The organism is Sphingomonas taxi (genome assembly GCF_000764535.1).
Taxonomy (GTDB): domain Bacteria; phylum Pseudomonadota; class Alphaproteobacteria; order Sphingomonadales; family Sphingomonadaceae; genus Sphingomonas; species Sphingomonas taxi.
The window spans coordinates 778,367-798,305 of the sequence record NZ_CP009571.1 but is presented as its reverse complement, the minus strand read 5'-3'; the positions used below and the strand labels follow the sequence as shown (position 1 = coordinate 798,305).

Genomic DNA, 19,939 nt, shown 5'->3' with positions numbered 1-19,939 from the left:
CGCCTATCGCGGCGGCGCATAGCCCGCCGCGAGCAGCGCGCGCGTCACGCCGTTGGTCCAGCCAAAGCCGTCCTGCAGCGGATATTCGCCGCCGCCACCGGGCAACCGCTCGACGACATTGTATTTTTCGAGCAGCTTGCCGCTCGCCGCATACTCCCGGTCCACCGTCGCCAGCCAGTTGGTCGCGATCCGCTTGGCGAGCGCATCCTCGCGATAGCGGCGCAGGCCCTCTATCGCGATCCATTGCAGCGGCGCCCAGCCGTTTGGTTCGTCCCACTGCTGCCCCGTCTTCAAGCCGGTAGTGCCGAGACCGCCTTCGCCGACCAGTGGCGCCAGCGCCTGCGCGGTCGCCTTCGCCCGGTCCGGTGCGGCCAGCCCGACGAACAGGGGGTAGGCCATTGCCGCGGTACGGCCGTCGGCGACGCGGCGCGCGTCGAGGTCGTAATCGGCATAATAGCCGGCAGCATTCCACAGATGCGTCGCGATCGCCTTCGCCCGCGCATCGGCGGCCGCCGCATAGGTGGCGACGCAGGCGGCATCCTTCAAAATGCGGCAATTGTCGGCGATGCTGCGCTCCATCCCGTACATCAGGCTGTTGAGATCGACCGGCACGATCCGCGTCGTCCGGATCGTCGCCAGCGTCTTGCCGTCGCCAAGCCAGCGCGAGCTGAAGTCCCAGCCGCTTTCCGCCCCGGCGCGCAGGTCGCGGTACATCGCCTTGGCATCGCGTCCCGGCGTCGCCGCGACCAGCGCCGCATCCTCGCGATAGCTTTCGTCGCGCGGATCGTCGCGATCGTCCCAATGGCGGTTGAGCAGCGACCCGTCCGCCAGCCGCACCACGCGCGCGCGCGCGCCGCCCGGCCGCAATCCGGATGCGCCCGCCATCCAGAAGTCATGCTCGGCGCGCATCCATGTCGTGCGCTGCGCCAGCGTCGCGGCATTCTTTGACAGGCCGGCGATCAGATAGAAGAACGGCGGCTGCGAGCGGCTGAGATAATAGCTGCGCGTGCCATTGGGGATGCGGCCGTAGCGATCGATCAGGCTGCCGAAGTCGGTCACCATGTCCTCGACCAGATCCTGCCGCCCGGACACCTGCAGACCGAGCATCGTGAACCAGCTGTCCCAATAATACATCTCGCGGAACCGCCCGCCCGGCACCACGAAGCGCTTGGGCAGCGGTAGCGCCGACGATCCCGCCGGCACGGTCGGCAGCGTCCGGGTAAGCTGCGGCCACAGCGCGTCGATATGCTCGGCCAGCCCCAGCTTGCGCGACGGCGGCGGCGCGGCGGGTGCCACCGGCACGTTGAAATTGGCGAGCACGAACGCCTTCAGCGCGGCATCGTCCTTGCAATCGCAACGGCGGTAGGCGGCGAGGATCGCGGCATCGCCGCGGCGCGGTTCGGCATCCGCGAAGGTCTTCGAATCGGGAAAGATCTGCCGCATCTGCACGTCGCGGAACAGCGCGCCGAACCGCTGCGCCGGCGATGGCGGCGCCGCCGCGACGAGCAGGCCGGCGAGCGCCAACATCAAGGGACGGATCATGCGCGACTCTCCAACAGCGTGCCCTGCGTCAGCGTCACGCGCCGCGCGCGGCGATCGAATCGCAATGTGACGCACCGCTCGCCGTCGGGCAAGCGCAGCGCGAAGCCGTCGGCGCCGGCCCAATCGTCCGGCCGCATCGGCGCGTCGTCGAGCCGCCGCCAGTCGGGTGCCTCATACGGCGCGACGCGATCGAGCCCGGCCGCCGCCCGGAACGCCGCCAGACCGCAGGCGAAATCCTCCAGCGCCCGATCGCGCCCGTGCCAATCGACCCAGCCGATCGCATTGTCCTGCGCATAAGCGTTGTTGTTGCCCCGCTGCGTCCGCCCGAATTCGTCCCCCGCGGTCAGCAGGATCGTACCGCGCGATGCGAACAGCGTCGCCAGCAACGCGCGCCGGTCGGCATCGCGCCGTGCCGTGACGACGGGATCGTCGCTCGGTCCCTCGACGCCGTTGTTCCAGCTGTGATTGTCGCCATGGCCGTCGCGATTGTCCTCGCCGTTGGCGTGATTGTGGCGTTCGGCGAAAGCGACGGTGTCGGCGAGCGTGAAGCCGTCGTGCGCCGCGATGAAATTGACGCTGCGCGTGTCGCCGCCACCGAAGACGTCGTCCGAGCCCGCGAGCCGCGTCGCCAATGCGCCCGCGCTGCCGTCGCCTTTCCAGAAGCGGCGCACGTCGTCGCGATAGCGGTCGTTCCATTCGAGCCAGTGCGCCGGGAACCGCCCGAGCTGATAGCCGTCCGGGCCGATGTCCCACGGCTCGGCGATCATGATGCGGCTGGACAGCAGGGGATCGGCGGCGATCTCGGCGAAGATCGGCGCATGCGGATCGAACCCCGGCCCGCGTGCCAGCACCGGCGCCAGATCGAACCGGAAGCCGTCCACGCCTAGCCGCGCGAAATGGCGCAGGCTGGCGAGGATCAGTGCACGGACCTGGGGTCGCGAACAATCCAGCGTGTTGCCGGTGCCGGTGTCGTTGATCAGCGTGCCGTCCTCGGCCTGCGCATAATGGAGCCGCTCGTCCAACCCGCGCAGCGACAGCGTCGGCCCGTGCACGTCGCTCTCGCCGGTGTGATTGAAGACGAGGTCGAGGATCACGCCGATCCCCGCCGCCCGCAGCGCCGCGACGGTCTCGCGCAGCTCGGCGATCCCTCCCGGCGCCAACCGCGGATCGATCGCCATCGGCACCACCGGATTATAGCCCCAGGCGTTGCGCAGCCCGAGCGGCGGCAGATGCCGCTCGTCGATCCACGCGACGATCGGCATCAGCTCGATCGCGCTGACCCGCAGCCGCCGCAGATGCGCGATGATCGCGGGATGCGCCAAGGCCGCGATCGTTCCCCGCTGCGCCGCGGGCACCTCGGGGTGCAGCATCGTGAACCCGCGGACGTTGAGTTCGTAGATCAACCCGCCCGGCGTGAAGAGCGGCGGGGGGAGGAGGTTCGCGTCCTCCCCCTTATCGGCAACCCCTTTGTTGTCATCCCCGCGAAGGCGGGGATCCATACCCACGGACCTCGCGGCCCCTTCGAGCATCTGCGCGTCTGGATCACCGCCTTCGCGGGGATGACGATGGGGGAAGGGTGTTCCAACGACTACACCCCACGGCACCAACCCACCCGTCTCGACTCCCGGCTGACCCAGCCGCTGGTCAAAAATGAACGCCCGATCCAGCTCGACGGCATAGGGATCGACCAGCAGCTTCGCCGGATCGGCCGCCGCCCGGAAGCCGTAGCGCTGGCCCGCCCCGATCCCCGGCACATCCACCGACCAGATACCGTCGGCACCGGTCATCGCCACACGCCGCTCGGCTACGCCGTCCCACAGGCACAGCGTCACCGCCGTCGCCGAGCGCACCGCGAACCGCACTTCGCCATCGTACGAGATCGCGCCCAGCGCGGGCGCGTCGCTCACGTGATGACGTCCGGTTCGGTCCGCCCGCTATGCCGCACGATGCCCGCGATCTCGTCCGCCGCCACGACGATATCCGCCAGCATGTCGCCGGTCTCACGTTCGAGATCGCCGCCCGCCGGCTCGTAGCGTTCCAGATACACCCGCAATGTCGCACCGCTGGTGCCGGTCCCCGACAGGCGGAACACGACGCGGCTGCCGCCCTCGAACAGCACGCGCACGCCCTGGTTGCGGCTCACCGAGCCGTCGGTCGGATCGGTATAGGCGAAATCGTCCGCCGCCGCGATCCTCAGCCCGCCGACCTGCGTCCCCGCCAGCATATCCAGCTTGCCGCGCAGCTCCGCCATCAAAGCATCGGCGCGTGCGCTCTCGACGCCCTCGTAATCGTGGCGGGCGTAATAGTTGCGGCCATAGGTCGCCCAGTGATCGCGCGCGATCGCGTCGACCGACTCGCCCCGTACCGCGAGGATGTTGAGCCACAGCAGCACCGCCCACAGCCCGTCCTTCTCGCGGACGTGATCCGATCCGGTGCCGGCGCTCTCCTCGCCGCAGATCGTCGCCATGCCCGCGTCGAGCAGATTGCCGAAGAATTTCCACCCCGTCGGCGTCTCGAAGATCGGCAGGCCGAGCTTCTCGGCGACACGATCCGCCGCCGCACTGGTCGGCATCGACCGCGCGATCCCCTTGAGCCCGTCCTTGTAGCCCGGCGCGAGATGCGCGTTCGCCGCCAGCATCGCGACACTGTCCGACGGCGTCACGAAGCGCGCCCGCCCGATGATGAGGTTGCGGTCGCCATCGCCGTCCGACGCCGCGCCGAAGTCGGGCGCATCCGCCGCCATCATCGTCTCGTAGAGTTCGTGCGCGTGGACGAGATTGGGATCGGGGTGATGCCCGCCGAAATCCTCCAGCGGCTCGCCGTTGCGGACGGTGCCGGCGGCGAAGCCGAGCCGCGTCTCGAGGATCTCGGTCGCATAAGGCCCGGTCACCGCGCTCATCGCGTCGAACGCCATCGTCAGCTTCGCGGCGCGGATCGCGTCGAAGTCGAACAGCCGCTCCATCAGCGCGGCATAATCGGCGACCGGATCGACCACCTCGACCGTCATCCCACCGACCGTCACCTCGCCGAGCGTATCGAGATCGACGTCTTCGGCATCGACCGTCAGCCAGCGGTCGATCGTCTTCGTCCGTTCGTACAGCGCCTCGGTCACCTGCTCCGGCGCCGGGCCGCCATTGGCGATATTGTACTTGATGCCGAAATCTTCGGTCGGGCCGCCGGGATTGTGGCTTGCCGACAGCACCAGCCCGCCCAGCGCCTTGCGGATGCGGATCATGTTGCTCGCCGCGGGCGTCGACAGCAGCCCGCCGCGGCCGACGACGACGCGGCCGAAGCCGTTCGCCGCGGCGATGCGGATCGCCTTCTGGATCACCTCCCGATTGAGGAACCGGCCGTCGCCGCCGATCACCAAGGTCGCGCCGTCCTTGCCGTCGATGACGTCGAACACCGCCTGGACGAAATTCTCGGCATAATTGGGCTGCTGGAAGACGGTGACCTTCTTGCGCAGGCCGGAGGTGCCGGGCTTCTGGTCGGAATAGGCGTGGCTGGCGACGGTACGGATCATGCGGTTCCTGTCAGGCTCTTGTAGAGGTCGGCATAGCGGCGACCGCTTTCCGACCAGGAGAAATCGGCGCGCATCCCGTTGCGCTGGATGGCGCACCATAGATCGGGGCGCGCGTAGGCGGCAATGGCACGACGGATCGCGTGGCCGAGCGAATGGTGGCTCGCCTCGCCATGCTGGAAGCCGGTCGCGACCCCGGCGGCGAGCGCCGCCTCGTTGGCGTCGATCACCGTATCAGCGAGCCCGCCGGTGCGCGCGACGACCGGCACGCAGCCATAAGCGAGGCCGTAAAGCTGGGTCAGCCCGCACGGTTCGAACCGCGACGGGATCAGGATCGCGTCGGCACCGCCCTGCAACAGATGGGACAGGGGTTCGTCATAGCCGATCCGTACCGCGATCCGCCCCGGATAGCGCGCCGCCGCGGCGAGCAGCGCCGCTTCCAGATGCGCATCGCCCGAGCCGAGCAGCGCCAGCCGCGCCCCGCCCGCGACCAGCTCGTCGAGGCAGGTGACGAGCACGTCCATGCCCTTCTGCCACGTCAGCCGGCTGATGACGGTGAACAGCGGTCCGTCGTCGCGATCGAGCCCGAACATCTTCTCGACCGCGCGCTTGTTGGCCTTGCGCCGGCCGAGCGCACGCGCGGTGAAGCGGCTCGGCAAGGCGGCGTCAGTCTCGGGATTCCACACGGCGGGATCGATGCCGTTGACGATGCCGTGCACGCGATCACGTCGGGTGTCGATCAGCCCTTCCAGCCCCATGCCGAACCGCGGCTCGCGGATCTCGGCGGCATAGGTCGGGCTGACCGTGGTGATCGCATCGGCCGCCTCCAGCCCCGCCTTCAGGAAGCCGACACCGCCATAATATTCGACGCCGTCGATCGCATAGGCCTCGTCCGGCAAATCGAGCCCGGCAAATATCTCCGCACCGAACTGGCCCTGGAAGGCGATGTTATGGACCGTCATCACGCTGGCGGTCCGGCGCTGCGCCGTACCGCAATAGCGCAGATAGGCCGGCGCCAGCGCGGCCTGCCAGTCGTGCGCGTGAAGCACGTCGAACCCTTCCGCGACGTCGGCGGCGGCGCGCGACAGGGCCGCGAACCTGTGCCAGTCGTCGGTCTGGTCGTAGAGCCCACCCGCCCGCGCGAACAACGCCGGCGCATCGAGCACCAGCAGCGGATGCTCGCCCAGCCGCGCGCCGAGCAACCGCGCCTCGACGCCGAGCAGATCGCGCCAGCGCCGCACCACCTTGGTGCCCTTCACCGCCTTGCCGACCGCCGGATAGCCCGGGATCAGCGTCGTCGTCGCGACGCCATGCGGCGCCAGCGCATCGGGCAACGCCCCCACCACGTCGGCGAGCCCGCCGGTCTTGACCAGCGGAAACGCCTCCGAGGCGACCGAGAGGACGGAGAGCGTCACAGCCCGAGGCGGTCGATCATCGGCTGGGTGATCAGGCAGATGCCCTTGTCGGTCCGCCGGAACCGGCGCGTATCCAGCTCGGGGTCCTCGCCGACGACCAGCCCGTCCGGAATCACCACGCCGCGATCGATCACGACCCGGCTCAGCCGCGCGTTGCGGCCGATATGGCAATAAGGGAGGACCACCGCTTCATCGAGCGACGAGAAACTGTGCGCGCGCACGCCGGTCGACAACAGGCTGCGATGGATCGCCGAGCCCGACACGATGCAATTGCCCGAGACGAGGCTCGACACCGCCGAGCCGCGCCGCCCGTCCTCGTCATGGACGAACTTGGCCGGCGGGGTGATCTCCGAATAGGTCCACAGCGGCCATTCGTGATCGTAGACGTCGAGCTGCGGGATGATGTCGGTGAGGTCGATGTTCGCCTCCCAATAGGCATCGACCGTGCCGACGTCGCGCCAATAGGCCGCCGGCTCCTCGCTGGTCCGCACGCAGCTCTTCGAGAAGCGATGCGCCTGCGCCACGCCATGTTCGACGAGATAGGGGATGATGTCCTTGCCGAAGTCGCGCGCCGAGCCTTCGGTCGCCGCATCGCGCCGGAGCTGCTCGATCAGGAACTTGGTGCGGAAGACATAGATTCCGAGGCTGGCGAGCGCGATGTCGGGCTGGCCGGGGATCGCGGGCGGATCGGCGGGCTTCTCGACGAAGTCGATGATCCGGTCGGTCTCGTCGACGTGCATCACGCCGAAGGCCACCGCCTCCATCCGCGGCACCTCCATACAGGCGACGGTCACGTCCGCACCGCTGTCGCAATGCTGCTGGAGCATGATCTCGTAATCCATCTTGTAGATGTGATCGCCGGCGAGGATCACCATATACTCGACGTTATACGTCTCGATGATGTCGATGTTCTGGAACACCGCGTCGGCGGTGCCCTCATACCATTGGAATTCCGACACGCGCTGCGAGGCGGGCAGAATGTCGAAGCTCTCGTTGCGCTCCGGACGCAGGAAGTTCCAGCCACGCTGGAGATGGCGGATCAGCGAATGCGCCTTGTATTGCGTTGCGACGCCGATCCGTCGGATGCCCGAATTGATCGCGTTCGACAGCGCGAAGTCGATGATCCGGCTCTTGCCGCCGAAATAGACCGCCGGCTTGGCGCGGGTATCGGTCAATTCCATCAAGCGGCTGCCGCGCCCGCCCGCCAGCACGTACGCCATCGCGTCGCGCGAAAGCGGCTGTCCTCGTCTGTCTACCATCGGCTCCCTCCATTATCGTCGTTATCGGTGCGCGCGGGGCGCGATCAGCCGTCGAATTGCAACATGACCGTCGCCAGCGGCGGCAGCGTCACCCACGCCGCACCGTCCTTGGCCTCGACCCCGCCGAGATTGCCGAGGCCGGAACCCCAATAGTCGTGCGCATCGGAATTGATGATCTCGCGCCAGCGTCCGTCCTGCGGCAGCGGGATGCGATAGGGCGCGCGCGCCACCGGCGTTAGATTGGCGATCACCGCGACCGGCTGCTCACCCGGCGCCTTGCGCAGCCAGGCGAAGACCGAATTGGCGGCGTCGTCGCCGATCAGCCATTCGAACCCCTCGGGCTCGCAGTCGCGCGCATGCAAGGCCGGGGTGTCGCGGTAGAGGCGGTTGAGATCGCGGACGAGCTTGCGCACGCCGCCATGCGCCGCCGAATGGCCGAGATGCCAGTCGAGCGCGCGCTCCTCGCTCCATTCCTGCCGCTGTGCGAACTCCTGGCCCATGAACAGCAGCTTCTTGCCCGGATAGCCCCACATGAAGGCATAATAAGCGCGCAGATTGGCGAATTGTTGCCAGTCGTCGCCCGCCATTTTGGTCAGCAGCGATCCCTTGCCGTGCACCACCTCGTCGTGGCTCAGCGGCAGCACGAAATTCTCGTCGAAGGCATAGACGAAGCCGAAGGTGATCTCGCCGTGATGATGGCGGCGATGCACCGGCTCGCGCGCGAAATACTGGAGCGTGTCGTGCATCCAGCCCATGTTCCACTTGAACCCGAAGCCGAGCGATTCACGCGGCCCCTCTTCGAATGCGGGCATCGACACGCCCGGCCAGCTCGTCGATTCCTCGGCGACGGTGAAAACGCCGTCGTCCTTGCCATAGACCGCGCGGTTCATCTCGCGCAGGAAGCTGACCGCCTCCCAATTCTCGCGGCCACCGTCCTCGTTGGGGATCCATTCGCCCGCCTCGCGGCTGTAATCGCGGTAGAGCATCGAGGCGACCGCATCGACGCGCAGGCCGTCGACATGATAGCGTTCCGGCCAGAACAGCGCGTTGTTGATGAGGAACGAGCGCACTTCGCGGCGCCCGAAATTGTAGATCGCGGTGTTCCAGTCGGGATGGAAGCCGAGCCGCGGATCCTCATGCTCGTACAAAGCGGTGCCGTCGAAGCGGGTGAGGCCGTGCGGGTCGACCGGGAAATGCGCCGGCACCCAGTCGAGCAGCACGCCGATGCCGGCACGGTGCGCGCCGTCGACGAAGCGCGCGAAACCGTCGGGATCGCCGAACCGCGCAGACGGCGCGTAGAGGCCGGTCGTCTGATAGCCCCATGACGGATCATAGGGATGCTCGCTGATCGGCATGAACTCGATATGCGTGAAGCCGAGATCGACGACATAGGGGATCAGCCGGTCGGCGAGCGCGTCCCACGACAGATACCAGCCGTTCTCGTCCTTGTCCCAGCTGCCTGCATGGACCTCGTAGATGCTGACCGGTACGCGCCGCGGATCGACCTTCGCCCAAGTCGCGCGATGTGCCTCGTCGCCCCAGACGTGCGCGGGCGGGGCGGTGGTGATCGACGCGGTCTTCGGCCGCAGCTCGGCGGCGAAGGCGAAGGGATCGGCCTTGAGCGGTTGCAGCGTGCCGTCGGGGCCGACGATCGCGAACTTGTAGCTGCGTCCCGCGCCGACATCGGGCAGGAAGATCTCCCACACGCCGATGTCGCTGCGGCGGCGCATGACGTGGCGCGTGTCGTTCCAGTCGTTGAAGTCGCCGACCACCGAGACGCGTCGCGCATTCGGCGCCCAGACCGCGAAATGCACGCCGCTCGCGCCCTCATGCGCGATCAGATGCGCGCCCATCTTGTCGTAGAGGCGGAAGTGCGAGCCTTCGGCGATCAGATAATCGTCGGTCGGGCCGAGCACCGGGCCGAAGCTGTAGGGATCGGTGACCCACCATTCGGCGCCGAACCCCTGCGCCTTGTATTTCACCGGCTGCGGATCGCCGGCGATCGGCCCCTCGAACAGGCCGGCATCCTCGATCCGCGTCAGCACGCCGAGCGGCTTGCCGGCCAGATCATGCGCCTCGGCGGTTTCGGCACCGGGGATCCAGGCGCGTCCGAACGTCCCCTGCGGCCCGGCGAACGTGCCGAGCAACGAAAACGGATCGTCGTGGCGCCCTTCCAGCAATGCGGCGATGGCGCCACGCGGTGGTTTCACATCACCCCCCAGATTTGTTTCGCATATTCGCCGATCGTCCGGTCCGACGAGAACCAGCCCATATTGGCGACGTTGATCACCGCCGAACGGCCCCACGCCGCCGTGTCACCGAACTTGGCGTCGACCTCGCGCTGCGCGGCGGCATAGGCGTCGAAATCGGCGGCGAGCATGAACCAGTCATGCTCGTACAGCCCGTCCATCAACCCCTTGTAGCGATCGGGATCGTCGGGCGAGAACACGCCCGAGGCGATCGCATTGACCGCCTGCGCCAGCTCGCGCGATCCCTCGATCACCTGCCGGCCGCGATAGCCGCTGGCGCGCTTCTCGGCGACTTCGTCGGCGGTGAGGCCGAAGATGAAGATATTGTCGTCGCCGACATGATCCTTGATCTCGATATTGGCGCCGTCGAGCGTGCCGATGGTCAGCGCCCCGTTGAGCGCGAACTTCATATTGCCGGTGCCCGACGCCTCCATGCCCGCGGTCGAGATCTGTTCGGACAGATCGGCGGCGGGGATGATCTTCTCGGCGAGGCTGACGTTGTAATTGGGGACGAACGCCACCTTGAGCAGGTCGCCGACCGCGGGGTCGGCGTTGATCCGCTTGGCGACGTCATTGGCCAGTTTGATGACGAGCTTGGCGGTATGATAGCTCGACGCCGCCTTGCCGGCGAACAGCTTGACGCGCGGCGTCCAGTTGCGTTCGGGATGGCTGCGGATCTGGTCGTACAGCGCGACCGCCTCGACGATGCCGAGCAACTGGCGTTTGTATTCGTGGATCCGCTTGATCTGCACATCGAAGATCGCATCGGGGTCCAACGTCAGACCCATGCTGTCCTTGATGTAGGTCGAGAGCGTCACCTTGTTGGAACGCTTAACCATAGCGAAACGCTCCCGGAACGATGAATCATTCGCGAAGGGCGCGAGCGCGGTCAGGCGGGCGGCGTCGTCCTTGAAATCCTCGCCGATCGCCTCGACCAGCAGGCCGGTCAGGCCGGGATTGCATTGCTGCAACCAGCGGCGCGGCGTGATGCCGTTGGTCTTGTTGTTGATCCGGTCGGGATACAGCCGGTGAAGGTCGGCAAAGACCGTCTTCTTCATCAATTCGGTGTGCAGCGCCGCGACGCCGTTGACGCTGTGGCTGCCGGCGAAGGCGAGGTTCGCCATCCGCACGCGCCGCTCGCCGCCCTCGTCGATCAGGCTGATCGCGGCGATCGCATTGCCGTCGATGCCGTCGACCTTGCTCGCCTCGCGCAGCAGCCTGGCGTTGATCGCATAGACGATCTGCATGTGCCGCGGCAGCAGGCGCTCGAACAATGGCAGCGGCCAGCTCTCCAGCGCCTCGGGCAGCAGCGTATGGTTGGTATAGCCGAAGGTTGCCCGCGTGATCTCCCACGCCTCGTCGAACGACAGTTCGTGGAAATCGGTGAGCAACCGCATCAGCTCGGCGACCGCCACTGCGGGATGGGTGTCGTTGAGCTGGATCGCCGCCTTCTCGGGCAAGGTGCGGATGTCGCCGAAATATTGCAGGTGCCGGCGGACGATGTCCTGGATCGAGGCGGAGGAGAAGAAATATTCCTGTCGCAGCCGCAATTCCTGCCCCGCGGGCGTGCTGTCGTTGGGATAGAGCACTCGGGTCAGCGTCTCGGCGCGCATCTGTCCGGCGAGCGCGCCCTCGAAATCGCCGGCGTTGAACCGGTCGAGCTTGATCGGGTCGAAGGCGCGGGCGTTCCACAGCCGCAGCGTGTTGACGCGTTTGCCGCGCCAGCCGACCATCGGCGTATCGACCGCGACCGCCTCGACCGCTTCGATCGGCGACCAATGGACCTGGCCCGACGTCGTCGCCGTCACCTCGCCGCCGAAGCCGACGAAATAGGCGCTCTCCCGCCGCTCGAACTCCCACGGATTGCCGTGCGCGAGCCAGTTCTCGGGCAGCTCGACCTGCCAGCCGTCGTCGAGCCGCTGGCGGAACATGCCGTTCACATAGCGGATGCCATAACCGTAAGCAGGCAGGTCGAGGCTGGCGAGGCTCTCCATGAAACAGGCCGCCAGCCGCCCGAGCCCGCCGTTGCCCAGCGCCGCGTCGGGCTCGATCTCCTCGATCGCGGCGAGGTCGACGCCAAGACTGGCCAGCGCCGCCGCCACTTCGTCGTTATGGCGCAGGTTGGACAGCGCATCGCGCAGCAGCCGGCCGATCAGAAATTCGAGGCTGAGATAATAGACGCGCTTCGCCCCGGCGGCATGCGCCGCCTTGGTCGATTCCATCCAGCGTTCGATGATCTCGTTGCGCAGCGTCAGGATCGTCGCGGCGAGCCAGTCGTGCGGCCGCGCCGCCTGCGCGTCCTTGCCGATGCGGTGGACGAGCGTGTCGACGATCGCCGAGGCGAGGGCCGGGCGGGGGTCGAGTGCGGTCGGTGCGGCGGCTTGGCTGTCTGTCACGGCATATCCGATGCAAGAGGAAGGCGAAGGAGAGGGCGGGGCGAAGAGGGCGGGGCGATCGTCCGCGAATGCCGCCGACCCGGACTTAGAGCATGCCGATCAGCAACGTCAGGTTAAGCCCGATGATGATCGCGGCGATCGCCCATGCGACGACGCGCAACCATAACGGGCTGACGAACCGCCCCATCACCCGCGTCTGGCCGGTGAACAGCACCAGCGGCACCACCGCGAACGGCAATTGCAGGCTGAGCACCACCTGGCTGAGCACCAGCAATCTGGTCGCACCGCCGTCGCCCGACAGGCCGACGACGAACACCGCCGGAATGATCGCGAGCAGTCGCGTCACCATCCGCCGCAGCCACACCGGCAGCCGCAGATTGAGGAACCCTTCCATCACGATCTGTCCGGCGAGCGTGCCGGTGACGGTCGAATTCTGCCCCGACGCGAGCAGCGCGACGCCGAACACGAGGCTGGCGGCGCCGACGCCCATCATCGGCGCGAGCAGGCGATAGGCTTCGTCGATCTCGGCGATCTCGGTGCGGCCGGCGGTGTGGAACACCGCGGCGGCGACGATCAGAATCGCGGCGTTGATGAAGAAGGCGAGGCCGAGCGCGATCGTGCTGTCGATCGTCGCCAGCTTGGCGGCCTCCGCCTTGCCCTCGTCGGTCGGCGCGAAGGCGCGGGTCTGGACGATCGACGAATGGAGGTAGAGATTGTGCGGCATCACCGTCGCGCCGAGGATGCCGATCGCGAGATAGAGTTTGGCGGGATCGGTGACGATCCCCGGCGTCGGCACCAGCCCGGCGAGCACCGCGCTTATGTCGGGCTTGGCGTAGAACAGCTCGAAGGCGAAGCAGCCGGCGATGAGGACGAGCAGGGCGAGGATGAACGCCTCGATCTTGCGGAAGCCGTAGCGTTGCAGCGCGAGGATCAGGAACACGTCGAGCGCGGTGACGATCACCCCCCAGACCAGCGGAATCCCGAACAGCAATTGCAGCGCGATCGCGGTGCCGAGCACCTCGGCGAGATCGCAGGCGATGATCGCCACTTCGGCGAGCAGCCAGAGGACGAGCGAGACCGGCTTGGAATAATAGGCCCGGCACGCCTGCGCGAGGTCGAGCCCCGCGGCGACGCCGAGCCGCACCGACAGCGCCTGCAACACGATCGCCATCAGGTTGGACAGCAGGATGACCGACAGCAGGGTATAGCCGAACGCCGAACCGCCGGCGATGTCGGTCGCCCAATTGCCCGGGTCCATATAGCCGACCGCGACGAGGAAGCCCGGCCCCATGAATGCCGCGAGCCGCCGCCAGCCGGCGCCGCCGACGGGCAATGCGATGCTGCGATGACTGCCACTGAGGGAAACGGCTGGGGCAGAAGCGGGTGGCGTCATGGCGCCGGTGTGTGGCGGAAGCCGCGCGCGCGGGCAAGGTGCGAGAGCGTCGGCCGGATCAATCGGCTGCAACGATCGGACGAGGGAGAGGCGACGGATCAGAGACTTGCGCCCGCCCACACCCACCACGCGGGCTGTCGGATCGACGTTCACTCGCACGCGGCCTCGCCATCCCAGCTTCGTCACCCCGGACTTGATCCGGGGTCCCGCTATGTTCGTCGAGGACCGATCGCGAAAAAGCGGCACCCCCGAGCCCAGACATCTGCGAGAGCCCAGTGCTCCTGCGAAAGCAGGAGCCCAGGAGTCACGCACGCCATCAGACGTTGTAGCACTTGGCTCTGGGCTCCTGCGTCCGCAGGAGCACTGCGCTGATCTAACCGATGATGGAGGCTTCCGCAGGGGTGCTAGCCGACCCCGGGGTCACGAAAGGGCGACGGAGACAGCGAATATCGAAAATCGACCCCGCCTAGACCGGCGCCGCATCCACGTCGGGACCTGCGCCATAATGGTGCCATGTGAAGATCGCCAACGCGCCGCGATGCGGCCGCCACGCCTCGGCCAGCGCGCGCGTCACTTTCTCCGACGGCCGCTCGTCATGGCCGAGCAGCCGCCCGACCTCGATCTGCACCGCGAGATCGCCCGCCGGCCAGACGTCCTCGCGCCCCTCGGCGAACAGCAGATAGATTTCCGCCGACCAGCGGCCGATCCCCTTCACCCGGACGAGCTGTGCGATCGCCTCCTCGTCGTCCGCCGGCAGGTGGTCGAGATCGAGCCGCTTGCTGGTCACTTCCTCGGCGAGGCTGCGCGCATAGCTCGCCTTCTGCCGCGACAGGCCGGCGGCGCGCAGCGTCTCGTCGCTGGCCGCGAGGATGGTATGCGGATCGCCGGGATCGCCGACCAGCGTCTCGAGCTTGCGATAGACCGCCGCGGCGGAGGCGACGCTGACCTGCTGGCCGAGGATCGTGCGCAGCAAGGTCGCATAGCCGCGCTCGCGGATGCGCGGCGGCGGATAGCCGACGCGGGCGAGGCCGGCGGCGAAGGCGGGTTCGGTCAGCGCAAGTGCGTCCATCGCCGCGCGAATCTGTTCGGCGCTCAGGCCCATGCTTGATCCTTGACCCGTCGCGCGGCATGGCCGGCGACACCTTTATCGGAGACTGTCATGCCCAAGCTTATCGTCGTCACGCGCGAGGGGGAAGAACGCGAAATCAACGGCGAAGCCGGCCTGTCGGTGATGGAAGTGATCCGCGACGCGGGGATCGACGAATTGCTCGCGCTATGCGGCGGCTGCTGCAGCTGCGCGACCTGCCACGTCCATGTCGATCCGGCCTTCGCGGACCGGTTGCCGGCGATGGGTCCGGACGAGGACGACCTGCTCGATTCGAGCGACGAGCGCAACGCGACCTCGCGCCTGTCGTGCCAGATCCAGATGACCCCGGCCCTCGACGGCCTGAAGGTGACGATCGCGGGGGAGGATTGATCGGTATCTCGTCTAGGATCGTAGTCTAAATCCCTACCGTCATCCCCGCGAAGGCGGGGATCCATACCCTCTGACCCGGCTTGAGCCGCGGCGTCAGCGTATATGGATCCCCGCCTTCGCGGGGATGACGATCAAGGCGAATGCGTCTACCGCGCCGCCACCGCATACAGCGCGATCGCCGCGGCGTTCGAGACGTTCAGGCTCTCCACCTTCTCGCTGATCGGCAGCTTGGCGAGTTCGTCGCAATGCGCCTCGGTATTCTGGCGCATGCCCTCGCCCTCGGCGCCGAGCACGATGCAGATCCGCTGCGTCCCCATCGCCTGCGCCAGCGTCTGCTCGGCATGGCCGGTGAGGCCGATCCGCCAGAAGCCCGCCTCGGCGATCTCCTCCAGCGCGCGCGCGAGGTTGACGACGCGCACCCACGGCACCGTCTCCAGCGCGCCCGAGGCGGCGCGTGCCACCGTGCCGCTCTCCGGCGGCGCATGGCGGTCCTGCGTGACGATGCCGAGCGCGTCGAATGCCGCCGCCGAGCGCAGGATCGCGCCGACGTTGTGCGGATCGGTGACCTGATCGAGCACCACCAGCGGCCTTTGGTCGTCCTTGCCCTCGATCAGCAGATCGGCGAGCCAGCTGTCCTCGAGCGGCTCGACCTCGGCGACGAGCCCCTGATGCGGCGCGTCGGACGGCACCAGCCGGCCGAGATCGGCGACATCGGCATAGACGACGGGCATCGACGCCGGAATGTCGAGCGAAGACAGCGCCTCGCGCGTCCCCCACAATTTGCGCACGACCCGGTTGGGATTGGCGAGCGCCGCCGTCACCGGATGACGGCCCCAGAATTTGGGGCGGTTGGCGGTGCCGGTCGACGGGCGGTGGCCACGGCGCGCCATCAGCGGGCGCTCGCGGGGATCGGGGTCATGGTGTCAGTCATCATTGGCATCGCTATAGGCAAAGGGGTCGGTGACCACCGGCTGCGTCGGCAGCGGCGGACGGGGCAGCGCCTTGTCGGCGTTGGCGGCGGAGAGCAAGACCGCGGCGAGGACGATCGATCCCTGCCGCAGATCCTCGGGTTTGAGATGGTCGAACGTGTCGACCGACGAATGATGGACGCGGCTGCCGTAATCGAGCGGGTCCTGGACGAACTGGAAGCCGGGGATGCCGACCTGCTGGAGCAGCACGTGATCGGTGCCGCCGGTCTGCCGCGCGACGACGTTGGCCGCGCCCATCGACGCGAGCGGCGCGAGCCATTCGCGGAAGATCGGCACCACCGCCGGATTGTTCTCGGCATACAGGCCGCGCAGCTTGCCCGAGCCGTTGTCGATGTTGAAATAGGCGGCGAGCTCGCCATGGCCGGGCAGCGGCACGATCGGCCAGCGATCCGAGAAGCCATAATCGGCGCCGGCCGGCTGTTCCGACGGCGCACCGCGGCGGGCGAGATGCGCCTTGGTATAAGCGAGGCTGCCGAGCAGCCCTTCCTCTTCCGCGCCCCATAGCACGAAGCGGATCGTCCGCTTCGGCCGCACGCCGCTGGCGGCGAGGATGCGCGCCGCCTCCATCACCTCGGCCGAGCCCGCGCCATTGTCCGCCGCGCCGTCGCCGGCCACCCAGCTGTCGAGATGCGCGCCCGCCATGACATAGCCGGCCTTGGGGTCGGTGCCGGGGATCTCGGCGATGACGTTATAGGCGTTAACGTCGCCATCGTCGAAACGGACGTCGCTAATGAACTCCAGCGTCGGCGCCGGGCCCATCTTGGCGAGCCGGGCGAGGCGCAGATAATCCTCCTGCGCGATCTGTACCGCGGGCAGCGTGGCGGTGTCGCCGACACCGAACAGATAGCCTTCGCCATGGACGAGCTTGCCGTCGCGATACGACATCGTCGCCATCGCGACGGCGCCCTCGGCCTTCAGGAAGGCATCGAGCTTCTTGGTGTAATCGAGCCGCTTGGCGCGGCGGTTGATGCTGGCGGGGTCGTATTCGGGCTGCTGGAACTGGTCGAGCTTCGCGATATCGTCGCCGGTCAGCCGGCGGAAATCGGGATCGGTCGGGTCCTTGGCGGCGCGGGGCAGCGTGACCATCACGATCTTGCCGCGCAACTGGCCGCGATATTTGGCGAAATCGCGTTCGCGCGCGATCGGCGCGACGACGACGGGCGCGGTGATCGTGCCGTTGGTCCCCGGCGTCCAGGCGACGGGAATCGCGGTGAGCTGGACCGCGCGCGGCGTCACCATCCGCACGCTCGCGCGCTCGATCGCCCAGCCGCGGCCGAAGGCGAACCCCTCCTTGCGGACGTTGCGCAGTCCCCATTCGCGGAACTTGCCCTGCGTCCATGCCTCCGCGGCGCGCGCACCCGGCGAATTGGCGAGGCGCGGGCCGATCACGTCGGTGAGATATTGCGCGGTCTGCACCACCTGGCTGTGGTTGGTGCCCTGATCGATGATCGTCGCCAGCGCGGCGCGATCCTGCGCCGCGGCGGGCAGGGCGAGGCAAAGGGCGGCGGTGGCGAGCAGGAAGTGGCGCATGAAGGTCCCCGGCGAACGTTGCGGCCGGTGCTAGGCGGCGGTCGCGGTTCGCGCAAGCCGGCGAGGGCGATGCGAAAAACCGCCGCGGGCGCGTTGACAGCCGCGTTTCGCTTCGCCAATAGGCCGCCTCGCTTCAGCGAAGCGGCCCATCTGGACAGGTGGCCGAGTGGTTAAAGGCAGCAGACTGTAAATCTGCCCGTGCAAGCGTACGCTGGTTCGAATCCAGCCCTGTCCACCACCTCCCCGCTTCGGCGGGGAGGGCCTGCACCCAGCGCCGCCGCCGATCGGAAACGCCCCGCGCCGCATGGTAAAATCAGCTTTATCTATTTGAATCCACACGCGTAACGATAGGAACGGGTGCGACTCCAGACGGGTTGGAGCGGTCTTGCGCAGGGAGACCAGCATGACCGACCGACGCGATGACGCGCCCCCCACGACCTACAAGCACGGCGACGCCGCCGACGCCACCACCGCCTCGCTGATCGAGGGGCAGGGCAGTGCGGTCGCCGGCCGATCGGTGACGATCAACCGGCCTGTGCGTGAACTTTATGACTTTTTCCGAGACTTCACGAACCTGCCGCACTTCATGGAGAATGTGGTCTCGATCGACGTCGTCGACGCCAAGCTGTCGCATTGGGTGGTCAAGGCCCCCGCCGGCGCGACCGTCGCATGGGACGCGCGGATCACGCAGGAGGAGCAGGACCGGCTGATCGCCTGGACCTCCGAACCCGGTGCCGACGTCGCCAACTCCGGCCGCATCGAGTTCCGCGACGCCGGTCCACGCGGCACGGTGGTGACCGCGACGATCGCCTACGACCCGCCCGGCGGCATCGTCGGCAAGCTGATCGCCAAGATGTTCCAGCGCGAGCCCGCCATCCAGGCCCGCCGCGACCTGCGCCGCTTCAAGCAGCTCATGGAGACCGGCGAGATCGCCACGCCCGCGATGAACCCCAAGCAGTTCGAGGAGATGGGCCTGTGAAAGCGCTCGCATGGCACGGTAAGCACGACGTCCGCATCGACACCGTCGACGATCCCGAGATCGTCAACGATCGCGACTGCATCATCAAGGTCACCTCCACCGCGATCTGCGGCTCCGACCTCCACCTCTACGACGGCTACATCCCGACGATGCAGGCGGGCGACATCCTCGGCCACGAGTTCATGGGCGAAGTGGTCGAGGTCGGCGCCAAGTCGACGCTCAAGAAGGGCCAGCGCGTCGTGGTGCCGTTCACCATCGCCTGCGGCAGCTGCTACCATTGCGGCAAGCATCAATATTCGGCCTGTCCCAACGGCCTGCCCGCCGACAATCAGGATATCGCGCAGGAGCTGTACGGCCACGAGATGTCCGGCCTGTTCGGCTACAGCCACATGACCGGCGGCTATGCGGGCGGCCAGGCGGAATATGTCCGCGTGCCGTTCAGCGACGTCGGCCCGATCGTCATCCCCGACGGCGTGTCTGACGACAAGGTGCTGTTCCTGTCGGACATCCTGCCAACCGGCTGGCAGGCGGCCGAATATGCGCAGATAGAGCCGGGCGACACGGTCGCGGTCTGGGGCTGCGGCCCGGTCGGGCTGTTCGCGGTGCAATCGGCGTTCCTGATGGGCGCCGAGCGGGTCATCGCGATCGACCATTTCCCGCATCGCCTCGAACTCGCCAAGCGCTTCGGCGCGGAGACGATCAACTTCGAGGAAAGCGCCACCTATGAGGCGTTGATGGAGATGACCGGGGGCATCGGCCCCGATGCGGTGATCGACGCGGTCGGGCTGGAAGCGCACGGCATGTTCGTCGACAACATCATCGACCAGATCAAGGCGTCGACCTTCCTCGGCACCGATCGCCCGCATTCGATCCGTCAGGCGATCATCGCCTGCCGCAAGGGCGGACGCGTCTCGATGCCGGCGGTCTATGGCGGCTTCGTCGACAAATTCCCGCTCGGCGCGTTCATGGAAAAGGGGCTGACGCTCAAGACCGGCCAAACCCACGTCCAGCATTACATGCCGGCGCTGCTCAACGCGATTCTGGAAGACAAGATCGATACCGAGTTCCTGATCTCGCACCGCATGCCGCTGACCGATGCGCCCAAGGGCTACGACTTGTTTAAGAACCACCAGAACGAAACGACCAAGATCGTGCTGAAGCCGGACATGGTCGGCTGACCTCAACGCCTT

The 19,939-nt window shown here is 67.5% G+C and carries 14 protein-coding genes and 1 tRNA gene; 4 read left to right on the top strand and 11 right to left on the bottom strand.

Features of this window, described 5'->3' with window-relative positions; translation table 11 throughout:
• Positions 1 to 3: 3 nt before the first annotated feature.
• The 9 genes from treA to MC45_RS03430 form a co-directional block, all read right to left on the bottom strand.
• On the bottom strand, positions 4 to 1,542 hold the full coding sequence (treA, locus tag MC45_RS03470; RefSeq protein ID WP_038659556.1) for an alpha,alpha-trehalase TreA: 1,539 nt from the start codon (positions 1,540 to 1,542) through the stop codon (positions 4 to 6).
• Entirely contained in the window at positions 1,539 to 3,449 is a 1,911-nt protein-coding gene (locus MC45_RS03465) for a glycogen debranching protein (RefSeq protein ID WP_052075496.1), read from the bottom strand. The genes treA and MC45_RS03465 overlap by 4 nt, the downstream gene beginning before the upstream one ends.
• Positions 3,446 to 5,065 (bottom strand): alpha-D-glucose phosphate-specific phosphoglucomutase, encoded by a 1,620-nt coding sequence (locus tag MC45_RS03460; RefSeq protein ID WP_038659553.1) that lies wholly within the window; start codon positions 5,063 to 5,065, stop codon positions 3,446 to 3,448. Before MC45_RS03460 ends, MC45_RS03465 begins: the two co-directional genes overlap by 4 nt.
• Positions 5,062 to 6,477, bottom strand: coding sequence for a glycogen synthase GlgA (gene glgA / locus MC45_RS03455; protein WP_038659550.1), 1,416 nt, complete (start codon positions 6,475 to 6,477; stop codon positions 5,062 to 5,064). The genes MC45_RS03460 and glgA overlap by 4 nt, the downstream gene beginning before the upstream one ends.
• Positions 6,474 to 7,736 carry a glucose-1-phosphate adenylyltransferase gene (gene glgC, locus MC45_RS03450; RefSeq protein ID WP_038659547.1) on the bottom strand — a complete coding sequence of 421 codons (1,263 nt, stop codon included), beginning with the start codon at positions 7,734 to 7,736 and terminating at the stop codon, positions 6,474 to 6,476. Before glgC ends, glgA begins: the two co-directional genes overlap by 4 nt.
• A 44-nt stretch (positions 7,737 to 7,780) precedes the next feature.
• Positions 7,781 to 9,946, bottom strand: coding sequence for a 1,4-alpha-glucan branching protein GlgB (gene glgB, locus MC45_RS03445; protein WP_038659544.1), 2,166 nt, complete (start codon positions 9,944 to 9,946; stop codon positions 7,781 to 7,783).
• Positions 9,943 to 12,381 (bottom strand): glycogen/starch/alpha-glucan phosphorylase, encoded by a 2,439-nt coding sequence (locus MC45_RS03440; protein WP_038659541.1) that lies wholly within the window; start codon positions 12,379 to 12,381, stop codon positions 9,943 to 9,945. The genes glgB and MC45_RS03440 overlap by 4 nt, the downstream gene beginning before the upstream one ends.
• 85 nt (positions 12,382 to 12,466) lie before the next feature.
• Positions 12,467 to 13,774: an Nramp family divalent metal transporter gene (locus MC45_RS03435; protein WP_038659538.1), complete on the bottom strand. Its 1,308-nt coding sequence runs from the start codon at positions 13,772 to 13,774 to the stop codon at positions 12,467 to 12,469.
• Between the two features lie 466 nt (positions 13,775 to 14,240).
• Positions 14,241 to 14,876 carry a DNA-3-methyladenine glycosylase family protein gene (locus tag MC45_RS03430; protein ID WP_038659535.1) on the bottom strand — a complete coding sequence of 212 codons (636 nt, stop codon included), beginning with the start codon at positions 14,874 to 14,876 and terminating at the stop codon, positions 14,241 to 14,243.
• 57 nt (positions 14,877 to 14,933) lie between these two features.
• Between MC45_RS03430 and MC45_RS03425 the strand changes: the two genes are divergently transcribed.
• Positions 14,934 to 15,251 carry a 2Fe-2S iron-sulfur cluster-binding protein gene (locus MC45_RS03425; RefSeq protein WP_038659532.1) on the top strand — a complete coding sequence of 106 codons (318 nt, stop codon included), beginning with the start codon at positions 14,934 to 14,936 and terminating at the stop codon, positions 15,249 to 15,251.
• Between the two features lie 146 nt (positions 15,252 to 15,397).
• Here MC45_RS03425 and rlmB read toward each other — a convergent pair whose 3' ends face one another.
• Together rlmB and MC45_RS03415 are read right to left on the bottom strand one after the other, a co-directional pair.
• Positions 15,398 to 16,141: a 23S rRNA (guanosine(2251)-2'-O)-methyltransferase RlmB gene (gene rlmB / locus MC45_RS03420; RefSeq protein ID WP_038659530.1), complete on the bottom strand. Its 744-nt coding sequence runs from the start codon at positions 16,139 to 16,141 to the stop codon at positions 15,398 to 15,400.
• A 33-nt stretch (positions 16,142 to 16,174) separates the two neighbouring features.
• Entirely contained in the window at positions 16,175 to 17,770 is a 1,596-nt protein-coding gene (locus MC45_RS03415; protein ID WP_038659527.1) for a M20/M25/M40 family metallo-hydrolase, read from the bottom strand.
• Between the two features lie 152 nt (positions 17,771 to 17,922).
• Here MC45_RS03415 and MC45_RS03410 point away from each other — a divergent pair.
• From MC45_RS03410 to MC45_RS03400, 3 genes are all read left to right on the top strand, one after another.
• Positions 17,923 to 18,008, top strand: a tRNA-Tyr gene (locus tag MC45_RS03410).
• A gap of 165 nt (positions 18,009 to 18,173) precedes the next feature.
• Positions 18,174 to 18,749: an SRPBCC family protein gene (locus tag MC45_RS03405; protein ID WP_038659524.1), complete on the top strand. Its 576-nt coding sequence runs from the start codon at positions 18,174 to 18,176 to the stop codon at positions 18,747 to 18,749.
• The gene (locus MC45_RS03400; protein ID WP_038659522.1) at positions 18,746 to 19,927 is read left to right on the top strand and encodes a zinc-dependent alcohol dehydrogenase; all 1,182 of its coding nucleotides are present in this window, start codon (positions 18,746 to 18,748) and stop codon (positions 19,925 to 19,927) included. Before MC45_RS03405 ends, MC45_RS03400 begins: the two co-directional genes overlap by 4 nt.
• Positions 19,928 to 19,939: the final 12 nt, after the last annotated feature.